The organism is Marinagarivorans sp. (assembly GCF_982758155.1).
Genome location: NZ_CEXWTU010000013.1, coordinates 1 through 23,267 on the forward strand (window position 1 = coordinate 1; position 23,267 = coordinate 23,267).

16 protein-coding genes are annotated in these 23,267 nt (G+C 43.6%); 13 read left to right on the forward strand and 3 right to left on the reverse strand.

Annotation, left to right across the window (positions count from 1 at the left end):
• The coding region (locus AC3A8L_RS03040; RefSeq protein WP_487960750.1) for a putative Ig domain-containing protein at positions 1-1,304 on the reverse strand (1,304 nt) is incomplete at its 3' end.
• A gap of 1,010 nt (positions 1,305-2,314) precedes the next feature.
• On the opposite strand from AC3A8L_RS03040, the gene AC3A8L_RS03045 reads away from it, so the two are divergent.
• From AC3A8L_RS03045 to AC3A8L_RS03070, 6 genes are read left to right on the forward strand one after another with little or no spacing between them, the layout of a single operon-like run.
• A complete protein-coding gene (locus AC3A8L_RS03045; protein ID WP_487960751.1) occupies positions 2,315-2,827 on the forward strand; it encodes a TlpA family protein disulfide reductase in 513 nt (170 codons plus the stop codon).
• Positions 2,828-2,830: 3 nt separating this feature from the next.
• Complete coding sequence (locus AC3A8L_RS03050; RefSeq protein ID WP_487960752.1) at positions 2,831-3,046, forward strand: DUF4266 domain-containing protein; 216 nt, start codon at positions 2,831-2,833, stop codon at positions 3,044-3,046.
• Positions 3,047-3,078: 32 nt separating this feature from the next.
• On the forward strand, positions 3,079-4,182 hold the full coding sequence (locus tag AC3A8L_RS03055; protein WP_487960753.1) for a DUF3570 domain-containing protein: 1,104 nt from the start codon (positions 3,079-3,081) through the stop codon (positions 4,180-4,182).
• Between the two features lie 13 nt (positions 4,183-4,195).
• A complete protein-coding gene (locus AC3A8L_RS03060; protein ID WP_487960754.1) occupies positions 4,196-5,164 on the forward strand; it encodes an FAD:protein FMN transferase in 969 nt (322 codons plus the stop codon).
• 12 nt (positions 5,165-5,176) lie between these two features.
• Entirely contained in the window at positions 5,177-6,916 is a 1,740-nt protein-coding gene (locus AC3A8L_RS03065; protein WP_487960755.1) for a WD40 repeat domain-containing protein, read from the forward strand.
• Between the two features lie 19 nt (positions 6,917-6,935).
• Positions 6,936-9,269, forward strand: coding sequence for a hypothetical protein (locus AC3A8L_RS03070; RefSeq protein ID WP_487960756.1), 2,334 nt, complete (start codon positions 6,936-6,938; stop codon positions 9,267-9,269).
• A 108-nt stretch (positions 9,270-9,377) separates the two neighbouring features.
• On the opposite strand, the gene AC3A8L_RS03075 is transcribed toward AC3A8L_RS03070, so the two are convergent.
• Both AC3A8L_RS03075 and AC3A8L_RS03080 read right to left on the reverse strand, forming a co-directional pair.
• Positions 9,378-10,208: a hypothetical protein gene (locus tag AC3A8L_RS03075; protein ID WP_487960757.1), complete on the reverse strand. Its 831-nt coding sequence runs from the start codon at positions 10,206-10,208 to the stop codon at positions 9,378-9,380.
• 155 nt (positions 10,209-10,363) lie between these two features.
• On the reverse strand, positions 10,364-10,582 hold the full coding sequence (locus tag AC3A8L_RS03080; RefSeq protein ID WP_487960758.1) for an allophanate hydrolase-related protein: 219 nt from the start codon (positions 10,580-10,582) through the stop codon (positions 10,364-10,366).
• Positions 10,583-11,062: 480 nt separating this feature from the next.
• Between AC3A8L_RS03080 and AC3A8L_RS03085 the strand changes: the two genes are divergently transcribed.
• The 7 genes from AC3A8L_RS03085 to AC3A8L_RS03115 are packed head-to-tail and all read left to right on the forward strand — an operon-like array spanning position 11,063 to position 22,649.
• Complete coding sequence (locus tag AC3A8L_RS03085; RefSeq protein ID WP_487960759.1) at positions 11,063-13,459, forward strand: efflux RND transporter permease subunit; 2,397 nt, start codon at positions 11,063-11,065, stop codon at positions 13,457-13,459.
• Between the two features lie 14 nt (positions 13,460-13,473).
• Positions 13,474-15,198, forward strand: coding sequence for a fatty acyl-AMP ligase (locus AC3A8L_RS03090; RefSeq protein ID WP_487960760.1), 1,725 nt, complete (start codon positions 13,474-13,476; stop codon positions 15,196-15,198).
• A 9-nt stretch (positions 15,199-15,207) separates the two neighbouring features.
• The gene (locus AC3A8L_RS03095) at positions 15,208-16,995 is read left to right on the forward strand and encodes an acyl-CoA dehydrogenase family protein (RefSeq protein WP_487960761.1); all 1,788 of its coding nucleotides are present in this window, start codon (positions 15,208-15,210) and stop codon (positions 16,993-16,995) included.
• A complete protein-coding gene (locus AC3A8L_RS03100; RefSeq protein WP_487960762.1) occupies positions 16,995-17,291 on the forward strand; it encodes an acyl carrier protein in 297 nt (98 codons plus the stop codon). Before AC3A8L_RS03095 ends, AC3A8L_RS03100 begins: the two co-directional genes overlap by 1 nt.
• Before the next feature lie 26 nt (positions 17,292-17,317).
• Complete coding sequence (locus AC3A8L_RS03105) at positions 17,318-21,355, forward strand: non-ribosomal peptide synthetase (protein ID WP_487960763.1); 4,038 nt, start codon at positions 17,318-17,320, stop codon at positions 21,353-21,355.
• On the forward strand, positions 21,352-21,837 hold the full coding sequence (locus AC3A8L_RS03110) for an SRPBCC family protein (protein ID WP_487960764.1): 486 nt from the start codon (positions 21,352-21,354) through the stop codon (positions 21,835-21,837). Before AC3A8L_RS03105 ends, AC3A8L_RS03110 begins: the two co-directional genes overlap by 4 nt.
• Entirely contained in the window at positions 21,837-22,649 is an 813-nt protein-coding gene (locus AC3A8L_RS03115; protein WP_487960765.1) for an outer membrane lipoprotein-sorting protein, read from the forward strand. The genes AC3A8L_RS03110 and AC3A8L_RS03115 overlap by 1 nt, the downstream gene beginning before the upstream one ends.
• The last annotated feature ends 618 nt before the right edge of the window (positions 22,650-23,267 follow it).

Sequence of the window (23,267 nt, forward strand, 5' to 3'; positions counted from 1 at the left end):
GTTGCACGGAATCGCACTTGAGAAACAGCGTATGCACTTAAATTGAGATCGACGAGGTTATACGCTGAAGCTTGGCTCGCTTGTTGTTCGCCAGCCAGCACCCAAACATCGTTGATCCACTCGCCATTGGACAAAACATCGACCGCCAATGTACCGGTATTAACGCCGTACATATGGTATTTAAACTGCAGCTGGATGTTGCTTGCGTTAACCACTGGCCCAAGGAGAATAGCCGTATCGCCAGCCCTATAGGCACCACCAGAAGACGTCTCTAAATACAGGTAATACGTGCTGTTATCGGCACCACTCAATGGGCCGGTATTACTCGTTGACGTTCCACCGGAATCATGAGCCCAGTCTGTATTGTCGCCATCGGCAGTATTGGCCCACGCATCAAAACCTAATTCAAAGTCGCTGCTACTTATGATCGCTGGGGTTATATTCTGGTTTACGGTGATATTGATATTAGCGCTGCTGGCTAGCTCACCATCGGAAACCTCGATAACAAAACTATTTTCACCCACATCAAGAGCACTCGGTGTACCGCTCAGTTCGCCATTGCTATTAACCATGAGCCAGTCTGGCCCAGAGACTTTACTAAACGTCAGGCTATCACCGTCAATATCGGCGGCATCGTTACTGATGTTGCTGGAGTAAGCTTGGTCTTGAGTGGCCAATTCTTTAAATACTGGATTACTGTTAAAGGCGGGGGCGGTGGGCCCAATCGCTTGCGACCATAGCTCAATGCTATCAAGGGCCATATCGCCTTTAGAGGTGCCCGCAGCAGTTGCGCGGAATCGCACTTGAGAAACAGCGTATGCACTTAAATTGAGATCGACGAGGTTATACGCTGAAGCTTGGCTCGCTTGTTGTTCGCCAGCCAGCACCCAAACATCGTTGATCCACTCGCCATTGGACAAAACATCGACCGCCAATGTACCGGTATTAACGCCGTACATATGGTATTTAAACTGCAGCTGGATGTTGCTTGCGTTAACCACTGGCCCAAGGAGAATAGCCGTATCGCCAGCCCTATAGGCACCACCAGAAGACGTCTCTAAATACAGGTAATACGTGCTGTTATCGGCACCACTCAATGGGCCGGTATTACTTGTTGGCGTTCCACCGGAATCATGAGCCCAGTCGTTATTGTCGCCAGCTGCGACATTACTCCAACTCCCTTGATCCAGTTCAAAGTCATCCGATTGGATTAAGCTCAGGCCAAAAGAGGCAACGGATAAGAAGCTCGAAGTTAAAAATACAGAAGATTTAATGAGGGTCTTTAGGTGACGATACATGCTCATATTTTCCTTAATGAGTTTTTTCTTGCACAGGTCGAGGATTTTAGCATTTTTCTGAAGTGTAAAAGCGTGAAATATTACTAGGAGTGCTCAGCATATTTTTATTTTAATATGAATAGGTGATGTAACGGCAGCTAGTGATAGTGAAATTGGGCGCATCGTTCTCCCCAATTAAGTTGTAGTAAATGGACTGTCTTACTAAATCAAAACACACTAGGGAGGGCTTTCACGCTAAGGGGTTAGGGACGAGGAAACAATATTTCATCCACTAATGCTTGATGTCGACCTCCTTACCTTCGTTGCTCAAAGCGTTACATGCCCAGGCATGCGCCCCTTTAAGCGCCTCGATAAGAAAACCGATCTCTTCGCCTAATTGGATAAACTATTATTGCCTCGTCCCTTAGCTCTTGTTAATGCTATCTATTAGGCATTAACAATAATTTTCGCTGTAACATATTATTAAAAAAAGGTATGCATCCTTAGGCGTTAACAAGTTGGTGAAGGCATAATAAAAATGATCTATGTATAAATTCGCCTAATAACGCATGCGTAATTTTTGTGCAGCTAAAATGCACTTTTTTCGCGATAAGGACGCCACCTTTTTACCTCTCGGAAACCCCTTACTTAAGTCATCACTTGTAGCAATGCAAAAAAACGGCATGCGGTACATCTCCGCATAAGTCCCACCGAGTCCTCTATTACCCACGTCCGGCGCTGCTTAACTCCCGTAAACGTTAGGGCGGCGCTTCTTCGTGTTTCCTCAAAAACTACTATTTTTAGAAGCGCCCTAAAAATGTGTGGCGAATTTATTGGTGACTGAAGGATGCTCAACCTGAATAACCCGTCACTGAGCCCCGAACAGCCACCTTTCAGATTACAGTCCAGCTTTTCTGTGGGTGTGCACGCGCCAACCCAGCCCTATAAAAGCGAAAAGTTCACCCCAAAACTGTTGCTAATCTAAATGATAAGCATTACTATTATCGAAAATAAGTATTCGCTACTAGGGGTGATGTATGAATCTTAAAAAAAGTGTAACAGCCGTTTTTAATCGTAATTTAACTTTTGTTGTCATGCTGTTTATCAGCTGTAGCAGTTTTGGATTTGAAAAAGGGGATGTTGTTGATAGGGCATTACTCGAAAGGCTGGGTTATCAAGATGACAGTATTTTGCTGATCGATTTCTTTGCCGAGTGGTGTGAGTCCTGTCGCAAAGAGCTACCACTAATATCCGCCTTAAATACCCGCTTACAACAAACTCCAGATACAAACATTAAATTTTTAGGCGTTGATACCGATGATGAGTTGGTCGCGGCTGAGCGTTTTCAGCAGTCATTAAAAGCCAACGGGGAACTTAATTTTCCTGTTATTAATGATCTTGATCAGGCGATCGTTCAGCAATTTAAACCTATGGGCTTTCCCGCTTTGTACATTATTAAAAATGGTGTCGTTGCGGCTGCGCATATAGGGGCGGTAGCTAATATTGATCAGGTAATACAAAAAGACTTACAGACATTATTACAGGATTAAGCCATGAAAAATTTAGCCATAATATTGCTTATTTTAAGCGGAGCTTTAGCGGGCTGCACGCATGTGCAACCTTGGGAAAAAGGCACCTTAGCAAAAGAAACAATGAAACCCGGTGGCACTATTCCAGAAACCGTTGTTTTTGACAGTCATGTTTATTACTCCAGAGAAGCCATCCAAGGGGGTACTGGTGTTGGTGGTGGCGGTTGTGGTTGTAACTAAGTAAAAACAATAGAGCAATAGAGTAATAATAGATGCGTAAACCGAATTTAATAATAGTAGCGGCCGGAGCCACTTTGTTGGCCGCAGCAGCCCAGGCCGAAAATTCTATTTCCTGGGAAGCTAATCAGTACAGTGAAAAAGAAGATCGTATCGATGTGCGTGGTGGTGCGCTGGTCGTTAAACACGACTTTGGCACAGATATAGAATTTAGTGTCGGTATGGACTACGACACCGTCAGTGGTGCTACGCCGATGTGGATCCCCGTTGAAGGTTACGCGGATGAATTTGAAAAAGGCAAGGTAGAGCTGGCAACAGAAAGTCGAGATGCGGCGTTTGGGTCATTGTTATTTCGTGATCGCAGCCGCAACGAATATACACTTTCACTTTCTTATTCAGAAGAGCCCGATTTTATCGCCCGGACGATCGCGGTAAGCGCCGTACTTTGGAGTGATGCTAGTCACAACCGTGCTTGGCGTGCGGGATTTTCTCATGCCTTTAATAGGGCCGTTGCTACACCGGCAACCCAGCATTCCCAAGATGAAGATAATACCAACGATTATGCCGAGCTAGGTTTTAATCAGGTTATTAATGCTAAAACAACCATCGAAGCCAGCGTTTTTTATGGTCGTGAAAGTGGCTATCAGTCAAATCAATATTTACAAATCGTTCGATCCGATGATTCTGGTAATCAAGCATTGGCGCCAGACACTCGCCCGGATGAAAGAGTTTCCGGCGGCCTCTCTTTTCGAGCCATTCGCTCATTTAGCAATACTTTAACTGGAAATCTTTGGTATCGATATTATCAGGATGACTGGAATATTGATGGCCATACGATGGAGGCGCGTGCTTATTGGACTGTGTCACCCCGCGTACGTTTAAACCCTGTGGTGCGTTTTGGTACACAAACAGCTGCCGATTTTTACAAAGATTATGGCGATGTAATCAACACCTTTCCTTCGGATGGATACGGCTCAAATGATGAACGCTTGGGCGAGTTTGAAACCAGCACATTACAGTTGAATGCCGAATGGTTAGCCAGTAAAGAATGGACACTGAATGTGGGTTATAGCGTATATCGACAGGATAATGGCTTTGAGGCGACGTGGATTACCGGCGGCTTTGTTTTCAAATATTAAGAGCGTTAATGATATGACTAAATATGGTTTTTTCTTTAACGCAATGACAACGCAATGTGAAGTGCAGTGTTATGGCTTGTCGGTAAAGCAAGTGCAGTTATTGAAAACGGAAGTGAAGCAACAAGTTTTGTCGCTTGTCGATAAATACAATTTTCATAGTAGTCATTCGTGGCTGAATTGTGAAATCAATAATCGACGAAAAAACAGCGTCGCAATTGACGAAGAGTTATTCAACATTCTCAGCTTAGTACGACATCACGCGGAAATTGCTGGCGATAGCTTTGATATCACTGTGGGCACTTGTGTGAAATATTTTAAGCGTTGCCATTCAGTTGGCGAAATAGCGGCGGCTAAATCTTCGGCGTTGCAATGGATGGGGAAAGAGCGCTGGAGGCTAGAGGATAAACATGTGGTTTTTGATAACCCCCATACGCGTTTTGATTTAGGCGGTGTTATAAAAGAATTTGCCGTAGATAAATGCTTAATGTTGGCTAAAAAAATGGGTGCAACAGCTGCCTTGGTGAATTTTGGTGGCGATGTGAATTGTTTTGGTCGCAAGCCTAATGGCGAACGTTTTGTTGCCGCAGTGCAAGATCCTGAAAATACGGAGTCTATGCTTTTTGGGCTTGATTTGGAAGGGCAGGCATTAACCACATCAGGCCATTACGCACGAAAAAGTACAATGGAAGACGGCGATGTATCACATCTAATTAGCCTAACGGATACCTCCACCAAAAGTGAGGAGGAAATACAAAATCAAGAAAAAAGCCAGCGTATAGATAAAAGTCTGAATGCAAGGCTTCAATGGCTATCGGCAACAGTCGTTTCTGGTAGCGCTTTGGTGAGTGGTATTTATAGCACGAGCTTGATGTTAAACCCTCAAGCAACATTAGCGCCCAATTTATTCGCGATTACTGTAGCGCCAGATAAAAAATTGCACACCTTTAACGGTGCGGCACGGCAACAACTACAGACCGCGTAATGGAGATACAAAATGCGAATTAAACCCTTGGCTCTGGCCATTATCACACTTTCAAGTTTAACCTCATGTGGTGACGAAAGTTCAAAAGGTAGTACTTTACCTAGCAACGATCAAAAAGTAGATTCTAGTACATTGCCCTATTTGGCTTGTATTGACCAAAATAAAAACTGGGTTTGCGACGATGCCGATCCTAGCCTTTACGTTAGCGGCCCTGGCGATGTTGGTTTGACGCCTGAAAATGGGCATTACCTTTTATTGGAACGTCGCAATAACGAAACTAACCAACGAGAAAGTGTGTTGGCCTCTCGCACGCATATTGTTAATGCCAAAACAACGCTAGAGTTAATGCTCGGTTTAATGCCCGGTAATAATTCAGTGGGCGATGCACCGCAATATATTGAATCCACTTTTTTAGAAACTACAGCGATACTGCAAAACACTTTTGAAAAAGCCATGCAACGCGGGATATTACCACTGCAAGCTCTTCATTCTGTAAGTAAAGCTGCGGTGGAACAAAATACGCCCTCGCCGGTACTAGCGGAGCCTATAGCTTCTATTTCTAATGAAGAAAATTTAAGCCAGTGGTACAGCAATGAAAGCGAAGATTCTCGCCGACAGTTGGCCGTGCAAGGTGATGTGGCGCTTAATAATTCTGATAGTAATCGATTGTATCTTTTTCAGGGTAACGCTGAAATTGTGACGGGTGAGGGGAATAGTGCCTATCAAACACCGGCTATTGGAAATACTGAAATTGATTTGATTCCCCTTGATGTCGCCACTCTAGCCGCCACAAGTCGTCTACAGCGTAGAGCTTTAAGGCTCGTGAAATCAGCCTCGAACCTATTGATTGATACCGTGTCGGCAGCCACACAAATTAATGGCGAAGCCAGTGCTGGCAGCCCTATTGTGCTGGCCCCAGGGCAAGGAATTGTATCGGCTGAAATTGTAAACGAGGGTCGTGAAGCACTAATTATTATGAATATGCTACAGGGTGACTATACCGGCGAAAACTGCACGCAAGGGCCTGCAGTGAGTGAAGGTATTTTCCGAATATCATTAGAAGGAAACAATAGTTACCGTCTTTTAGAGCAAGTGAAAAGCTGTATTCATAGTGGGTTTTCTTTGTTAGCCGCTAACAATACCGGAAACCAATATGCCGCATGGGACGCTAACGAAGACCGTTTATGGTTATTTAATAACGATGACGTTGCACAAGTTTTAGATTTACAACTACCGGAAGGTCGGCCGGTTCAATCGATAGTGATGACTGACGGTGGGCGCTATTTGGCGGCTATTGCTTACGGTCAAGCCATTATTGTCGATGTACAAAGTGGGGCAATACTGCACAAAATTACAGGAGCCTGGGGCAATGTGGTTGATGCTAGCTTTGCCGGCGGTGGTCGCACGTTAACAATTGCAAGTGAAGACAGCGTTTACGCTCTACAGCTTGATGATAATTTGTACCTTCGCCAGAAATCTATCTTCAAAACAACGGAAACTTTACGAAGTTTAGCTGCAAGCCCTGATGGCGATAGTTATTTTGCAGCCAGCGATAACGGCATTCATTGGCTAAATTCAACGGGTGAGGAAATAGCACACTATCAATTACCCGCAGGTTTACACATACAGCAAAGCGCCGTTATTCATAATCAGCTCCTGCTTTTGTCGCGTGGCAGGCAGGACTTGCAATTTAAATTGCAGCGTTTCACGTTATCAACACCGCGGCTAGTGGCTGAAAATAACGCACTTTGAACCTCAGGAATTATGAGTAATGAATACTGAAATAATGTTAAACATCGGTAAGACGATATCATTAACAACAGCGTTAATATTTGGCGTTACTGCATGCGGTGATGGGAAATACACAGCAGGCGAACCGAAAAAAATGGCGCAGGCCAACTTGGTTTCGGCTAACGAAAATCTCCAAAAAGAGTCGCCCACCGAAGAGAATAATGTAACTTTAACGGTCAGCGGTAAAGTACTGAATGTGGGGTATTTGGCGAATGCGCAAGTTTGCTTGGATGAAAACGACAATGGTAATTGTGATAACAACGAGCCAATAGGGATAACGGATAGCGACGGTAATTACTCGCTGGTGATAAAAGTCGGCGCTCGCGGGGCTAATTTATTGGCGATAGTAACCCCGGATTCAGTGGATTCTGCCAGTACAGCCGAAATGCCTGTTGTTATTAATCACGGATGGGTTCTACCGGTATTATTAGAATATGACGATAAGGTCACTGATGTTAGGCAAAATATTACATTTATTGCCGCAACCTACACTGCGCGCCAGCGCACAAGAGGGCGCTCGCGAGACAGCAATCTTTTAAATACTTTTCGGCGGGTGGTCGGCGAGCCAAATATCGATTTCACAACCGGCCAATATTTTCTTCCCGTGGACTTTGATCATGTTGCATCCCCCAAAAATAACTTGAGCGATCGTTTGTATGACTTCTATAAAGTTTTAAACGAACGCACGCTTGTCGATAACACATCATTATCGGCATTGGATGTTACGGCTTATGCATATGCACTTTATAACGCTTACAGTAATGCTAGTGATGATGCCGCTTTGCAGCCTTCTATGCCCAGCCGTATTGTTGAGGATGAAATAGCCGGTGAAGATTTTATTGGAGACTTTGCCGATGAAGATCATCGTTATTTTCGATCACGTACTGATGTTATTACCGTATTGCGCAATGGATTAACAGAAACGACAGGGTGGGTAAGATCTGCCTATAACAGTACATTAGAACAAATTGGCCGACGTGTTATTGACTTGCAAAACGGCCAAGTTGTCTTGCATTTTGAAGAGCGAACAAGTGGGTATTGGCAGCCTTTAACGGTTAGCGAAGATGTGACGTTCACATTAAGCCCTGAAGGAAATTTAACGACAATAGGCGCAACGGATAGCCAGCAGCCCAGGGTAATAAGCCATGTCGATGGTAATCGCGTTACCCTACGTATGCCAGGTAATAATTCACGTGCGGCCTATGATGTTGCAAATAGCCCAGCAACGAATTTTTTTATTGAAGAGTGGGTTGATGAGCAGCAAAGTATAAATTGGTTTTATGGGGAAAACCTTCCCGAAGTGCCTGCTTTTACAGAAAGGCCGGGTTGTGCAAAAAATTATCCGGGTTATCGCCATCAGCCCAATACGGGTCGTGATAGCTTGAGTGATTGGTATAGGCAGTGCTTCGATTATTTTACCGCCGAATACTATGCTGAAATCCTAGCGGATATTGATTTAACCTACGAAAACCCAGAAATACCGGGTGCAACTTTTTACGATGTAACGCTGCTTGATCCTATTGTTATTTTCCCAGCAACAGAAGCGTGCGGCAACGATGATAATCCACTAGCCCGCATTACCGTGGGTGATATTGAGCATTGTAATTGGGCCATCGATACAATGGCGGGGCATACACTGGAAAATATTTTTGATGATGACGGTATTCGTATCCATTCTTGGAATAATATTTATGGTGAATCAGATTTCGACGTGGATGGCAGTGTAATAATCGCTGGCGATGAAAGCCAATGGGGGCAGCCGCAGCAGCTTAAGTTAACGCTGAATCGCGAAGGTAATAGTCAGCGCGGTACGGGCTCGATTTATAGTCAATATGGTGGCTGGACGCCCGTGAGTATCGCCCCTTTAACGGAAGATGTTATATGGGAAATAAGTCCGATGAACCCGAATCTAATTTTGGTCGAATTTCCTTTTTTGGATGTTAATAATCCGCTTGTTCCCTCTGGCAGCCAAAGCGACGGAGCAACAGCTGCAATGTCACCAGCGATATTCTCTGGCGCACGCCTTTCAGATCGCTCTCGTAGTAGTCACTTCACATCAACATGGAATAATACGTCTTTCCGGATGGACCAAAGTACACACAGCAGTATTAATCGTGAAAAAATAGCGATATATTTAAGCGAAAATGGGCATGTGCTTACAGGGCAATATTATGGTGCCGGTTTTACATTTTCTGAGCGTTATTTTGTTGTGCCGGCATTTGAGCAGGGTGTAAAAGCCCTAGAGTATGTTGTCGATAATCTGTTTAGCGAAGGCTGGATTGACTCGAAGCCGTTGCCGGCCATGAGTCAGTAATCAGGGGGACTAAAACCATGCCTTCAATGGCATGGTTTTTTGTGGTTCACAGATAAAAAGCTGATTAATGGGGTGGGGAGATGTGAATAAATTGTTTATGTTACTTCTTTAATTAATTTTTACGTAGTTAATAACGTCTCCATTACGAGCCGTTTGTGAGGTATAAATAAGCTCCTCACCTTCATGCAGTTGAAAATAAAAGTCATCATCGCCAACAATTTGTTCTACGGTTATTGATTGTATAAATTGTCCTGGGAATAACAGACGGCCGCCAGCATCAGTAATTGTATCTATTTTTCGGCTGAGACCGCTGACTTGGTAGTTGACCGAAACTTGGAACTGATCTTTATTGGGAGCGATTTGGCCGGATATGGAATAAATAAGTTGCTGATTTCTCGGCCCATCATATTGCATGAATTCACGTTTAGAATACCCTAACCGGTATTCTCCTTCGATCAGGCCGTATATGAATGTTGAGGCCCTGCTTAAGCCTTCCATGTCTTCTTCAAACTGAAGTTTTACTTCACCCAGCACGTCAAGGTTTGGTATGTAGCGATAATCCAAATCAAAATTTTCGTAGTTATCATCGGGTGCTTCAAAGGTAATCTCATCAATTACCAGCTCATATAACTCTGCAATTACCCCTGTTTCGACTTGGTAAATACGCTCGGCTTCAATATCCTCAAGGTAAAAAAGATCTAAAAATTCTTGCTGATCCTCACTATCTAGCGCAGCCTGAATAGCTGCTTTGAGTGATTCTTGAAGGGCAAGCTCATTATTGTTATCGGAAGAGGTGCTGAATGTTCGGCTAGAGTTTGTTCCGAAAGACGGTGGTGCGTCTGGCGTTGATAGGTTGTTTAACGACGCGTCGTCGCCCCCGCTACCGCAGCCAGTAAGGGCGGCAAGAGTAAAGGCGAATGCGGGTAAAATAGGCTTCATGGGTAGTCCTGATTTATGTACTGTAATCTCTACGCTAAAGTAAACCATCCGTTTTTAAGTGGGTCTAGTGGTTGCGCTCAAATTTTAGTTGTTTGCTCAGTAACTGCGCAATTTATCTTAGCGGCTGGCCCCTAAGTTTCGTGATCGGGTACTATTTATGAAGCTAGCGTCGCTAAATACCCCCGCCAGCCCCCAAACTGGGTAATCTCCTGCGCACCTTCTACCCCATAACCCTCACAAATAAAGCCGCATACCCTTTGCCCATCTTCCAGCTCAACCTTACCTATTCCTAGCGGTGTAATGTCAAATATAAGGCTCCTGCCTCGATAGAGCGCCACTCCGCCCCCTAATGCGGTCGAAAGCGTAGTGCTCATTTTTTAATCGACTGGGTAATATTTCACAAGCCCAAAGGGAATAGATCACTTCAATGCTAAGGCTTAAACCGTAATCTAACGGTGCTCCTCAACGAAGAGCCGTTAATGATTGGGTGTAATAGCCATTTAAAAGGACATGACTATGTACGTTACAAGGATGAATACCGCTAAAAGCCAAGCTATCCATAACAAGGTTGCAAGGGCGACGGCAGGCAAGCTTATTCTATTCAGTTTCAAATATCGTCCTTTGATATTACATCAACTATTTATCCTCGGCGTCGTAATGCGCATTGGGTACATATGCATCAACAACGGATCCTTAATCCTCAAGATGTAATGAAGTGTAATGTCTTTCAGCACAGTATTTCTATAAATTCTCATCCGAACCTAGTGAGCAGAGTTCTCGCTGAGTGAATTAATCAATAGGTGTGTTGCTAGAGCGATATGCCATAGGCACAATTTTAAATAAGGGATTACGTTATGAATTTTTCTTGGGTATTTAAGCGCCGCTGGATGTTACTTGTGGCGAGTATTATTTTTGCAATACTAGTCGCAATTCCTGCAGGTGAAATGCAGCAAACGGCCAGTTACAAAGTCTATTTCGATAAAAACAATGCACAGTTGATGGCTTCCGAAAAGTTAGCCGCAGAATACTCCAATAGCGACAATGTTTTGTTCGTGGTGGCACCTAAAGACGGCGAAGTCTTTACTGCAGAAACACTGCAGGCTATTGCGGCGTTAACGAAAAAGGCATGGCAATTACCCTATTCTACTCGTGTAGATTCAATAACAAATTATCAAAATAGTTATTCACAAGCGGATGATGTTTTTGTTGAAGATTTGGTGGCGAAGCCAGAGTCGTTAAGTACTGAAGACATTACAGGCATAAGGGAAATAGCACTGAATGAGCCTAATTTAGTGAATAGGCTGATTTCATCGAATGGTGCTGTTACAGGTGTAAACGTTACGATTAACTTCAGTGATGAAAACGTTGATGTCGAAACGCGTGAAGTGGTTGCTGCTGCCCGTGCGTTAGTGACAGAAACATTAGCCGAAAATAGCAATGTCGATGTATATCTCACTGGCATTGTCTTAATGAATAACGCTTTTCCCGAATCATCGGAAAAAGATGGTGCGACTTTAGTACCTGCGATGCTATTACTCATTTTAATTGGTTTAGGTATATTGCTGCGCGCAGTAACACCTGTGGTGGCCACGCTATTCGTTATGCTGCTGTCCATTGCCGGTGCGATGGGGGTTGGTGCGTTATTAGGGTACAAGATAAATCCGGTATCGGGTGCTGCACCTATTATCATATTAACGGTGTGCGTGGCCAGTTGTGTCCATATATTAATGAGCTTTATGGCCGGGTACCGTGAACGCAGCGAAAGCAAAGCTACCGCTATTCAAGGGGCTTTAAGCATTAATTTTAAATCCATTGCACTTACAAGCTTAACAACGGCAGTTGGCTTTTTGAGTATGAACTTCAGCGAGGCGCCCCCATTTAGAGAGCTGGGTAACATCAGTGCGGCGGGTATTGTTATGGCATTTATTATGTCGTATAGCTTGTTACCGGCATTATTGTGTATTTTACCTATTCGCCAAAAAAAATCCGTTAAACATACATCATCACTGCTAAGTACTATTGTGGGGTGGGCAGAGAGATGTGTTCTATCATCACCTAAGTTAATAGTCGCTGTTGGCATTGGTCTGAGCTTGATGTTATCGGCGGCGGCATTTAAAAACGAATTAAACGAAGATTTCGTTCGATATTTTGACGAAAGCTTTGATGTCCGTAAATCGACGGAATTCGCTTTGAAGAATTTGTCGGGTGTAAGCATTATTGAATACGATATACAGGCAGGGGAGTTTGGTACGGTTAACGATCCAGATTACTTGCAGCATTTAGATGCGTTCACGCAATGGCTTTATCAACAACCTGAAGTTATTCATGTAAATACCTTTTCAGATACCATCAAACGTTTGAATAAAAACTTTAATGGCGATGATAATCAGTTTAATAAACTTCCCGATAGTGGCGATCTTATTGCTCAGTACACGTTAATGTACGAAACCTCATTACCTTATGGGCTTGGAATTACTGAGCGTGTGAAACTAGATAAGTCGGCAAGCCGTTTAACCGTAACATTAAGTGATGTAACGAATAACCAGCTTCTCGCATTGGAACAGCGTGCCAATCAATGGCAGCAAGAATATTTCCCGCAAAGTATGCAAAGCCAAGGTTTAGGTTGGTCCATGATGTTTGGTCGTATTGCGCAACAGAATATCCAGAGCATGATTATCGCAACAGTATCAGCGGTATTACTGATTTCATTTATGCTGATATTACCCTTTAAATCTGTGCGTTTAGGTGTAATCAGTCTTATTCCCAATATGCTGCCGGCATTGGTTGCGCTAGGTATTTGGGGCTTGACTGTTGGCATGATTGGCTTAGCCGCTTCTATCATTACGGCCTTAACGTTTGGCATTGTGGTTGATGACAGTATTCACCTCATTAACCGTTATATTCGCAATCGACGTGATTTGGGATTATCTGCTGCGGTGAGCGTACATAATAGTTTGCAAACAGTAGGTAAAGCGATTGTGGTGACCTCGATTGTATTGTGCGCCGGGTTTTCAATATTGGCTTTCTCGGGCTTCAAGATAAACAGTATTATCGGCATGTTGTCAGCCACAACAATAATGATTGCACTGCTAATGGATTTATTAGTACTGCCGGCTTTACTGCTTGTTTTAGATCGTTGGTTATTTAAACCTGTTAGTCAGAATCAGCAAGTAACACAAGAGCAGGCTTCGGCATCGGTGGGGATTAATGCAATGGCCTCGGCCCGACAATCAACAGTAAGTATGGATTAAAAAGGAGATATCTCATGGAAAATTTAATCCCTTTTGAGGGTGAATCATTAATCGATTTAATTAAATTTAGAGCGCAGCAACAACCGAATGCAATGGCTTACACGCATTTAAAAGATCGTAAGGATGAAAAAGAAAGCATCAATTACCAACATTTACACGATGAGATTTGTCGATTAGCAGCCTATTTTCAACAGCTGGGCATCAAAGGGGAGCGCGTGGTGCTGGCATACCCTACCGGCCTTGAATATATCGTCGCTTATTTTGCAGTGATTTTTGCTGGTGGTATTGCGGTTCCCGTTTTTGAGCCACGCCAAAGTGCACATTTTGCGCGTTTGCAGGGCATTATTGAAGATTGCAAACCGATGTTAATGATTAGTAACGAGCAAACGCAGCGTGTGACGAATGAGGATTCAATCGCGATAATTAAAAATGCGGGTGTTCATTGGTTAACGACAGACAATTTGGCCGAATTCAATACTATACAAGCCAGCGATTGGTCGCCTATTACGTTACAACCGGAGGCTGTTGTGTTTTTGCAGTATACCTCTGGCTCTACCGGTAACCCAAAAGGCGTAAAGGTCACGAATGGTAACTTAATTCATAATTCACAAGTTATTGCCCGTGCTACCCAGCCGGATGAAAGCTTTGTTTGTGTCAGTTGGTTGCCGCCGTATCACGATATGGGTTTGATTGGGAGTTTACTGCAACCGTTGTTTTCAGGTTATCCGTGTGTTGTGTTATCGCCAGTATCAGTCATTCAACGTCCGTATAAATTACTGCAAGCCATTAGCGACTACAAAGCAACAATATCGGGTGGTCCAAACTTTATTTTCGAAACTTGCGTGAATCGTATTCGCGATAATCAAATAGAAGGTGTTGATTTAAGTTCCTGGAAAGTCGCATTTAACGGTGCAGAGCCTATTCATGCTGAAACCTTATATAACTTCACTGAACGTTTTTCTGAATATGGTTTTTCTGGAAAAGCACATTATCCCTGTTATGGCTTAGCCGAAAATACGCTATTTGCCACGGGAGCCAAAGCGCAGTCTGGCGCGGTTGTTAAAAAATTCGATCCACAAGAGTTAAAGAAAGGTTATGCGTGCAATTCCAATAATGACGAGGCGATATCGCTCGTCAGTAGCGGATATCCAGATGCGGAAGTGACGCTACACATTATTAACCCAAAAAATGCAACTGAACTACCCGAGCGCACGGTTGGTGAAATTTGGCTGCAGGGCAAAAGTCAGCCTTTGGGGTATTGGGAACGTGAACGGGTAATGGGCGAAGAGTTTTTCGGCTTATTGGAAGGGGATAACGAAAATACCTATTTCCGTACCGGCGATTTGGGTTTTGTAGATGGCGGTGAGTTGTTCGTTACCGGCAGAATTAAAGATCTTATTATTGTTAGAGGAAAAAATCATTATCCGCAGGATATCGAACTCACTATTGTGAAAAGCAGCGACGACATAAAATCGCACTGTGTTGCCGCATTTTCGTATGTCGAGAACAACGCTGAGTGCGTGGCTGCATTGGTTGAGGTTAAGCAGAATGTGTCTGAAGAACAGCGGAAAATTATACAGGAAGGTATCGTAGAAACTGTAGCTAAGAGGCATGATTTGAAGTTAGCGAATGTCTGTTTTATTAAGCCGGGTTCGCTACCCAAAACAACCAGTGGAAAGATACAGCGCAGAGCGGCTCAGCAAGCCTATCTTAATACAATCAATGAAGCAGTCAGCTAAGGAATTGCTATGACGATGAATACACTATCACAACATCAGCTGGCCATGGATTTGGAATTTGCTTTAGGTAATCCCAATGACGAAGCTTCGGTTATGTCATATAAGCGCGTAATGGAGTTAGATGAGCGCGAAGCGTTTCAGGAGGAGTTCTTTCAATATTTAATGTCTAAAAAAATTCATCATTATTACGTGCCTCGTCAATATGGTGGGCAACTCGATTCGTATGAGCAATTATATGCTTTAGGTAAGGTGCTAGCACGCAGAGATTTATCCACAGCGGTTACCATGAGTACGATGGTTTGGTCGACATTAGTGTGGGTCGGTGGCAGTGAAGAACAAAAGAAACGTTGTGCAGAACTCACGTTGTCTATTCATGGTGCGCAATGCTTGGCGTATTCCGAAGAACATCATGGTTCTGATTTGTTGGCCAATGAGTTTCGTGCAGAAGCTACGGATAATGGTTATCGCCTAAGTGGTGAAAAATGGCCGATTAACCGTGCTGCACGCTCCGATGTAGTGATGTTATTAGCCAAGACCGCCGATAATATTGGTGGCCGAAATTTATCACTATTTATGGTCGAAAAATCAAAAATAGACTGTGCGAAATATACTTATCTACCCAAAATAAAAACCCATGGATTACGTGGTTGTGATATCTGCGGTATTCGTTTTGATAGTGCAGAAGTACCAGCAAGTACGTTGATTGGTGAGCCGGGCCATGGCCTAGAGTTGGCGATTAAAGCGTTTCAAATTACACGAACACTGTGTGTGGCGCTTTCGATTGGTGCATTAGAAAATAATTTACGCGTTGTAACCGAGTTTGCATTGGCGAGAAAGTTATATCGGGCGTCTGTATTCGATATCCCCAATGCGCAGCGTTACCTTACAGGGGCATTTTCTGACGTGCTCGTAACCGATGCTCTGGGTAGTTCACTGGTGCGAGCACTCCATTGTATCCCCAAAGAATTTAGCGTGTTGTCTGCTGTGGCTAAATGCTTTGCGCCGTTAAAGTTAGATAAAGCGCAAAAAGATCTCGCTACGGTATTGGGCGCACGTTACTTTTTTCGAGAAGATCACAAAGAAGGCATCTTTCAAAAGTCACTGCGTGATAGCCAAGTGGTGAGTTTATTTGATGGCAGCTCTGAAGTGAATCTTTATAGCTTATGTACGCAACTTCCATTTATTGCACGGCGCCAAATTAAGGCGGTAGATGCTCGGCGAGATGTAGAGTGCTCGCTGTTAAAAACTATTTTTGATGCGAAGGAACCATTACCAGCTTTCGATGGTAGTCGGTTAGATCTAGCTTCGCATGGCAAAGATCAGGTGATGGAAAGTTTTACGGCGTTAAAGCATAACTTTGAGGCCCTGAAGTCAACATCGGATTTGTATGCAGATTTATACCCACTGGTTGAGAGTATCTATAACAAGCATATCGAAAATATGCAGTGGATTTCTGATAATGCACGCAACGGCCTTGATATTCGTTCTCCAAAAATGTTTTCTTTCTCTAAACAGTATTGCATTACTTTTGCAGCGGTTAGTGCACTGCATTACTGGAACTTTAATCTGAAGCAAACCGATAACTTTATTCGTTCTGGATATTGGTTGGTTACAGGATTGTATCGTTTAGCGGAAGAGTTACATCTGAATCCTGTCGAGCTGCCTGTGGTTTATTGGGAGTCGATGGCGGAAGAACTCGTTTACCGAACAGAGCAATCCAAAAACTACGGTGTCGTTACTTGCGATATCCCCGATATTACCAAATTACAATCAGCGCCATTCAAGGAGGCCATCTAATGTCAACTTTAACTCATGCACAATTTACTGACATCAATAATACGCAATTCGACAGCGTTATAATAAAAACCAAGGAGCTAATGGCGGAATATTTAAAAATGCAGGCGAGTGATATCGATCCACTCAAAAACATTACTAGCTATGGATTAGATTCCATTGATGCTGTTACCATTTTGGGTGACCTAGAAGATTGGTTGGATATTGAATTGCCAAGTACTTTGCTTTGGGATTATTCAAGTGTCAATGATGTCTCACGTTACATTATTGAAACCTACGATGATCTTACTATTAATTAGATATACAAAGCTAAGGAGTATTTGTCATGGATAACAACGAAATAACTGCATCACCGATTCAAGGTGGTTTGTATTACCTGCAGCATACGCACCCAAATCTTAACGCATATAATGTAATTTTCTCAGCTAAGCTAGAGGGTGTCTTCAATAAAGAAAATTTACAGGCCAGTGCGTTGCAGGTTCAAGAAAAACATGAAGCGCTACGACAAACGATGGTTCTACGTGATGGCATTCCTACATTTAGGGTTGATCTTTCACAGCCATTAACTTTCAGTTTTATCGATATCTCAAATTTAAAGAGTGAAGAGCAGTTTTCGGCTATTCATGCAGATAGCCTGCGTCCATTCAATTTAGATAATGATTTATGTGTACGCCTTGCTGTTTTTAAAACAGCGGAACAAGAAAGCGTGCTGTTGATTACTGCACATCATGCCTGTTTTGACTTTTGGTCGTTATCATTGCTGATGGAAGAGCTGGGTCGTCGTTATGCGGCTTGTTGTGAAAATAAGCCTGTTGTTGAAAGTGAAACGTTACAGCTTTCAGATTGGTTGGGTGCGGTAGCTTCGCCAGATTACCAGGGCAAGATTAACACCCAGTGTGATCATATGGTTTCGTTATTAGAGGGAGCGCCAACGCAGTTAGATTTATCCTGTGACTTTACCCGACCACGGGAAATGCGTTATACCGGAAAATCGTTAGGATTCTCAATTCCTGAAGCATTAACCGCAAGTATCGAGTTAGCAGCTAAGGCGCAGGGCGTAACGGTATTTATGTTTTTGCTGTCGGCATATCAAGTATTGTTGCATCGTTATACCGGCCAGGATGATATTTTGATAGGCTCGCCTTCGGCGGGTCGACCTCGTCGTAAATTTCATGGCGTAATGGGTAACTTTGTTAATACTATTGTTACGCGCAGCCAAGTTGGTGAGAAAACTACATTCGCAGAAAAACTAGCGGCTACCTTTAGTAGTGTGGCAAGTGCTGTTAAAAATGATGCCGTTCCTTTTGTGCAGCTGGTAGAAAAGTTAGTCTCTAAAAGAGACCCTTCTCGCTCACCATTAATACAAGCTTATTTTGCCTGGGATAAACTGCCGCAGTTTGAGCGCTTTGCACATTTCTTTAGTCGTAATACCTGCGACGATAGTGTGGCTTGGCATGGGCTTACTTTGTCACCGTATTGGATGCCTCAGCAAGAAGGGCAATTTGATATTGCTTTCGAAATGGGCGCAAAGATTGATGGCGCATTAACCGGCACATTAAAATATAGAGATGACTTATTCTGTGCTGAATCTATGCAGGAATTTATTCAGTGCTACATTAATTTATTATCCGAATTTACTCGTGATGTTGACCAAGATATTTTTTGCGCTGCAATAGTGAATGATAAGCAAGCACGTAAAAATATCGCACTATCTAAGCCTTGTGTTGAACTAGAGGCTGGCGCAGAAACAGTACCTGCCTTATTTTCTGATTGGGTTGCTAGCCGTGCAGGCCATAATGCGATTGAGGATGAAAGCGGCGTGATGACGTATGCTGAACTCGATTGGGTAAGTACGGCTATAGCGCATTATCTACGCAATAATTTTTCGGTCACCGGTAAGCGTGTAGGCGTTTATTTGGAGCGCGATAGGTATTTGCTGGCGACCTTGTTGGGTATATTAAAAGCGGGTGCGGCTTATGTGCCGATTGATCCGAAGCTACCGACAGCAAGAGCAGAGATGATTATTCAAGATGCTCAGTTATCAGTCTTGTTAGCGTCTAAGCTACCTGATGCCTTAAAGGACGCGGGTACTCAAAGTACTGTACTTTGGTCTGCGCAATTACCGATGTTATTGACCGAGCCCGCAGTGTCTTTGCCTGCGCTCGTTTCGCCGTCCGATTCGGCTTATGTGATATTTACTTCAGGTTCTACTGGGCGCCCGAAAGGTGTTGAGATTAGCCATGCCAGCGCAGCAAATTTGTTGCGTAGCTTTGCAAAGGAACCAGGCTTTTCACCTGATGATAAATTGTTAGCTATCACAACGATTGCTTTTGATATTTCTATATTGGAACTTTTTTTACCGATTACTCACGGCGGTACGACGTGTATTGTTGACCGTGATGCCGCTGCACTGCCGGAAGCCTTAATGGCACGTATTCAGCGTTTTTCACCAACATGGATGCAGGCCACTCCAGCCACATGGAAAATGTTATTTACGGCGGGCTGGCAGGGTGAACCCTCGTTGGCGGTTTTATGTGGTGGCGAGCCATTGCCGCAGTCGCTGGCCGAAAAACTCTATAGCACTTGCGGCGCTGTCTATAATGTTTATGGTCCTACAGAGACGACCATCTGGTCTACGTTTTCATCTTTTACTGGCGGTAATGTGGTTATTGGCCAGCCATTGGCGAATACGCAAACTTATATTCTAGATTCTAATTACAACTTGGTTCCGCAAGGTGTTGTGGGTGAATTGTTTATTGCAGGTGCGGGTTTAGCGAAAGGGTATTTTAATCAGCCGGCGCTTACGGCTAAAAGCTTTGTTGCAAACCCTTATGCTAAAGGTTTGATTTACCACTCGGGTGATTTGGCCCGCATTAATCAAGATGGCCAGTTAGAATGCTTGGGGCGAATTGGTAATCAGGTAAAAATTCGCGGTTTTAGAATTGAACTGGATGATATTGAAGAAAATATTCGTAAGCACGAAGCGGTGAAAGATGTTGCCGTAACGGCAAGTGAAGCAGGCGATGACCGCTATTTGACTTGCCACTTTGTACCACATGAAAATAAAGCGGTAGATGCCGCCGAGCTTAAGGAATACGCCAAAGGTTTATTGCCGCAATACATGGTGCCAGCTTATTTTATGGCAATACCGGTGATACCGTTGAATAGCAACGGCAAGGTGGATAAAGCGAAGTTGCCCAGCCTTAATGCCATGGCTATTTCGAATCGCGAGCTCATCGCACCGAGAAACCAAGACGAAGAAACACTGTTAACTCTGTGGGAAAAATTATTAGATACTGACAGTGTGTGTGTTACTGATGATTTCTTTGATGTGGGCGGTCACTCACTATTAGCGGTACAGCTAGCCAGCCAGCTTAAAAAATCCTTTGCAGTAGAGGTGGGTGATAATTTTGTTTTAAGCAATCCCACGATTGAAAAAATGGCAATAGCACTTCACAGCGATATTGACCAAGGTCCGCAGTGTTTGGTTAAGCTTAATACAGGCGATGAAGTTACCGCGCCTCTATTTTTAATGCATCCAATTGGCGGTACTGTTTATTGTTATTTAGCGTTAAACCAATATCTGGATAACAAAATTCCTGTTTATGCCTTTCAGTCTCCGGGCCTTGATGATGCGGATGAATCCGAAGTGGCAATAGAGGATATCGCAAAAAAATACGTGGATATTATTATTGAACAATATCCAACGGGAATTATTCAACTGGGTGGTTGGTGTTTTGGTGGCGTAATCGCTTATGAGGCCGCAGACCAATTGCAAAAAATGGGGCGCGTAATCTCGGGCATCCATCTGTTTGATACCCGTGCACCCATTGTGAAAAATCATCCTAGCGATGGTGATGATGCAACTTTATTGTCGTGGTTCGCTCGCGACTTGGCAGTGCCCATGAACAAAACTTTGACGGTGACACCAGATGAGCTGCGCGCTATAGATTGTGATGAGCAGTTTAACTTTGTACTGCAACAGGCGAAAGCTGCAGGGGTAGTTGCAGAGGATGTTGATGAAGAAAAATTGCATAATTATTTCCAGGTATACATCGCTAATGGCATGGCATTACAAATGTATGAGGAAAAACATGTTGATGTTGCGCTACGTTTATATATAGCTGTGGATGAGCCTGATGATTATGGCAAGTATTTAGGGTGGGATGAATTGTTAGGTGATAATTTCGATGCTATTTATCTTGCGGGTACACACAATTCAATTATGTATAAACCCAATGTTGAAACCCTAGCGAATGATCTTAACAAAATTGTATCGCAGCAGCTTTTGACCAATAATATTTTTAAACCTAAAACCGTAAGAACCACTATTACCCATCAAGCCATGGAGAGCGTCGCATGAATCGTTTAGATAGCAAAGTGATTGAAGTAACAATGGATTATGAAATAGAAGGCTCCATGATGGAGGTGTTTAATTTCTTGGCAAATCCTGAAAATGATGCCCTGTGGCAATCGTCTTGCGATACGGTAGAGCTAATAGAGAAAGAAAAATCGGTTAAGGTTGGTACACAGTACACCATTGGTTTTAGCTTTTTAAGCCGCCGAATGCATTTTCAAGCCGAGGTTACGGACTATGTCTTTGGTGAACGCTATGGTTACCGCTCTTTGAATGGTCCCATGAGCTATGAAGGTGGCTATCGTTTTACCGAGCGGGAAAATCGTGTGTTTATTGAATGGTTTTTTAGGGCGGTACCCGGGAAGTTTTTTGGTATTATTCCGCAAAGTTTAATTAAAAAAACGATGACTAAAAAAGTGAGTGAAGATGTAGAACGTTTACAGCAAACGTTTCGCGAAACGCATTTAGCCTATGAGGAGAGTGCTTAGTGAAGACGAGATTTATTTTAGGTGCTATACCGGCTATGGCTTTATTGCTGGCCTTGGGCGTAACGCCTGCATGGGCTATAGATGCTGAGCAAGAAGCCCTAGCGAAAGGCCTTGAAATTGCACAAGAGCGTAAACGCCGGGATATGGGGTGGCAAGACGCCGAAGCGGCCATGGTCATGTTATTGCGCAATCGCTATGGCACAACCAGCGAACGTGAAATGCGTGTAATGACATTAGAGGTGCAAGACGATGGTGATAAAAGTTTAATTGTCTTTGATACGCCACGGGATATTAACGGTACGGCATTGTTAACCTATGCGCATGTTGTTGGTGCAGATGATCAGTGGTTATTTATGCCTGCGTTAAAGCGCGTTAAGCGTATTGCCTCTAAGAATAAATCGGGCCCGTTCGTGGGCAGTGATTTTGCTTATGAAGATATGGTGTCGTTTGAGGTGAGCAAATTCACGCATCGTTTTTTGCGGGACGAAACGCTTGAAGGTATTGATTATTTTGTTGTTGAGCAGGTACCTTTAGACGGCCTTTCGGGTTACACGCGACAGGTACTTTGGTTGGATCAAGAGCACTTGCGTGTAATGCGGGCAGAATTCTATGATAAAAAATCGGCTGTGGTTAAAGAGCTTGTTCTATCCGATTATCAACAACACCTAGAGCATTATTGGCGTGCTCACCAGCTGCAGATGAAAAACATGCAGACCGGTAGCGAAACGACATTAACCGTAAATAGCATGCGCTTTAAAACCGGTTTAAGTGATTCGGATTTCAGCCGAAGTAGCCTTAAGCGAATACGCTAGTACGCATGTGCCTGGCCGCTAGCTGAGCAAGTGGATATATGCACCCGAGCTCACTGCGCCAAGCACGGCCTTTCATCATTATCATTATTTGAGCCAGCCACGGGCAACTTGGGTAATGGCAGCGAAGGCGGGGTTGGAGATGGTTCGCTCGGGTGAGATAGCATATAAGGGGCGAGGAAAAAATATTTCATCCACTAATGCTTGATATCGACATCCTTAGGGGTGTGCATTAAATAAGTTACTGGAATTTGGGTTTGTGGGTGCTTGCTTGACGAGGCGAAAATATGGCGTAATAGCCGGCTATTGCAAATATTTTTAACGAAGGCAAGCGTGCACTCAGGAATTCAAAAACGGGAAGTTATTTAATGCACGCCCCTTACCTTCGTTGATCAAAGCGTTACATGCCCCGGTAACTGCTCCACGACATTATGCTCCTGCGCTCTCATTCACTTACTATCCCGTAAGGCCTGACGCTTGAATGCCCAGAAAACAATCAATTCCCCTTTTAGGCGAGCGTCATTTCGACCCTACCTGAGTAGTTACAATATATATTTACGGTTTATTATTTAACGTGGAACTTAATGGGTTATATGCTGCCCGAAGGTGCGGTCGACGGGT

Excerpts from the sequence above, each read along its gene's own strand:
- AC3A8L_RS03045 (WP_487960751.1), top strand. The coding sequence starts at position 2,315 with ATGAATCTTAAAAAAAGTGTAACAGCCGTTTTTAATCGTAATTTAACT.
- AC3A8L_RS03095 (WP_487960761.1), top strand. The coding sequence starts at position 15,208 with ATGACGATGAATACACTATCACAACATCAGCTGGCCATGGATTTGGAA.
- AC3A8L_RS03075 (WP_487960757.1), bottom strand. The coding sequence starts at position 10,208 with ATGAAGCCTATTTTACCCGCATTCGCCTTTACTCTTGCCGCCCTTACT.
- AC3A8L_RS03085 (WP_487960759.1), top strand. The coding sequence starts at position 11,063 with ATGAATTTTTCTTGGGTATTTAAGCGCCGCTGGATGTTACTTGTGGCG.
- AC3A8L_RS03050 (WP_487960752.1), top strand. The coding sequence starts at position 2,831 with ATGAAAAATTTAGCCATAATATTGCTTATTTTAAGCGGAGCTTTAGCG.
- AC3A8L_RS03070 (WP_487960756.1), top strand. The coding sequence starts at position 6,936 with ATGAATACTGAAATAATGTTAAACATCGGTAAGACGATATCATTAACA.
- AC3A8L_RS03090 (WP_487960760.1), top strand. The coding sequence starts at position 13,474 with ATGGAAAATTTAATCCCTTTTGAGGGTGAATCATTAATCGATTTAATT.
- AC3A8L_RS03105 (WP_487960763.1), top strand. The coding sequence starts at position 17,318 with ATGGATAACAACGAAATAACTGCATCACCGATTCAAGGTGGTTTGTAT.
- AC3A8L_RS03065 (WP_487960755.1), top strand. The coding sequence starts at position 5,177 with ATGCGAATTAAACCCTTGGCTCTGGCCATTATCACACTTTCAAGTTTA.
- AC3A8L_RS03080 (WP_487960758.1), bottom strand. The coding sequence starts at position 10,582 with ATGAGCACTACGCTTTCGACCGCATTAGGGGGCGGAGTGGCGCTCTAT.
- AC3A8L_RS03055 (WP_487960753.1), top strand. The coding sequence starts at position 3,079 with ATGCGTAAACCGAATTTAATAATAGTAGCGGCCGGAGCCACTTTGTTG.
- AC3A8L_RS03110 (WP_487960764.1), top strand. The coding sequence starts at position 21,352 with ATGAATCGTTTAGATAGCAAAGTGATTGAAGTAACAATGGATTATGAA.
- AC3A8L_RS03060 (WP_487960754.1), top strand. The coding sequence starts at position 4,196 with ATGACTAAATATGGTTTTTTCTTTAACGCAATGACAACGCAATGTGAA.
- AC3A8L_RS03100 (WP_487960762.1), top strand. The coding sequence starts at position 16,995 with ATGTCAACTTTAACTCATGCACAATTTACTGACATCAATAATACGCAA.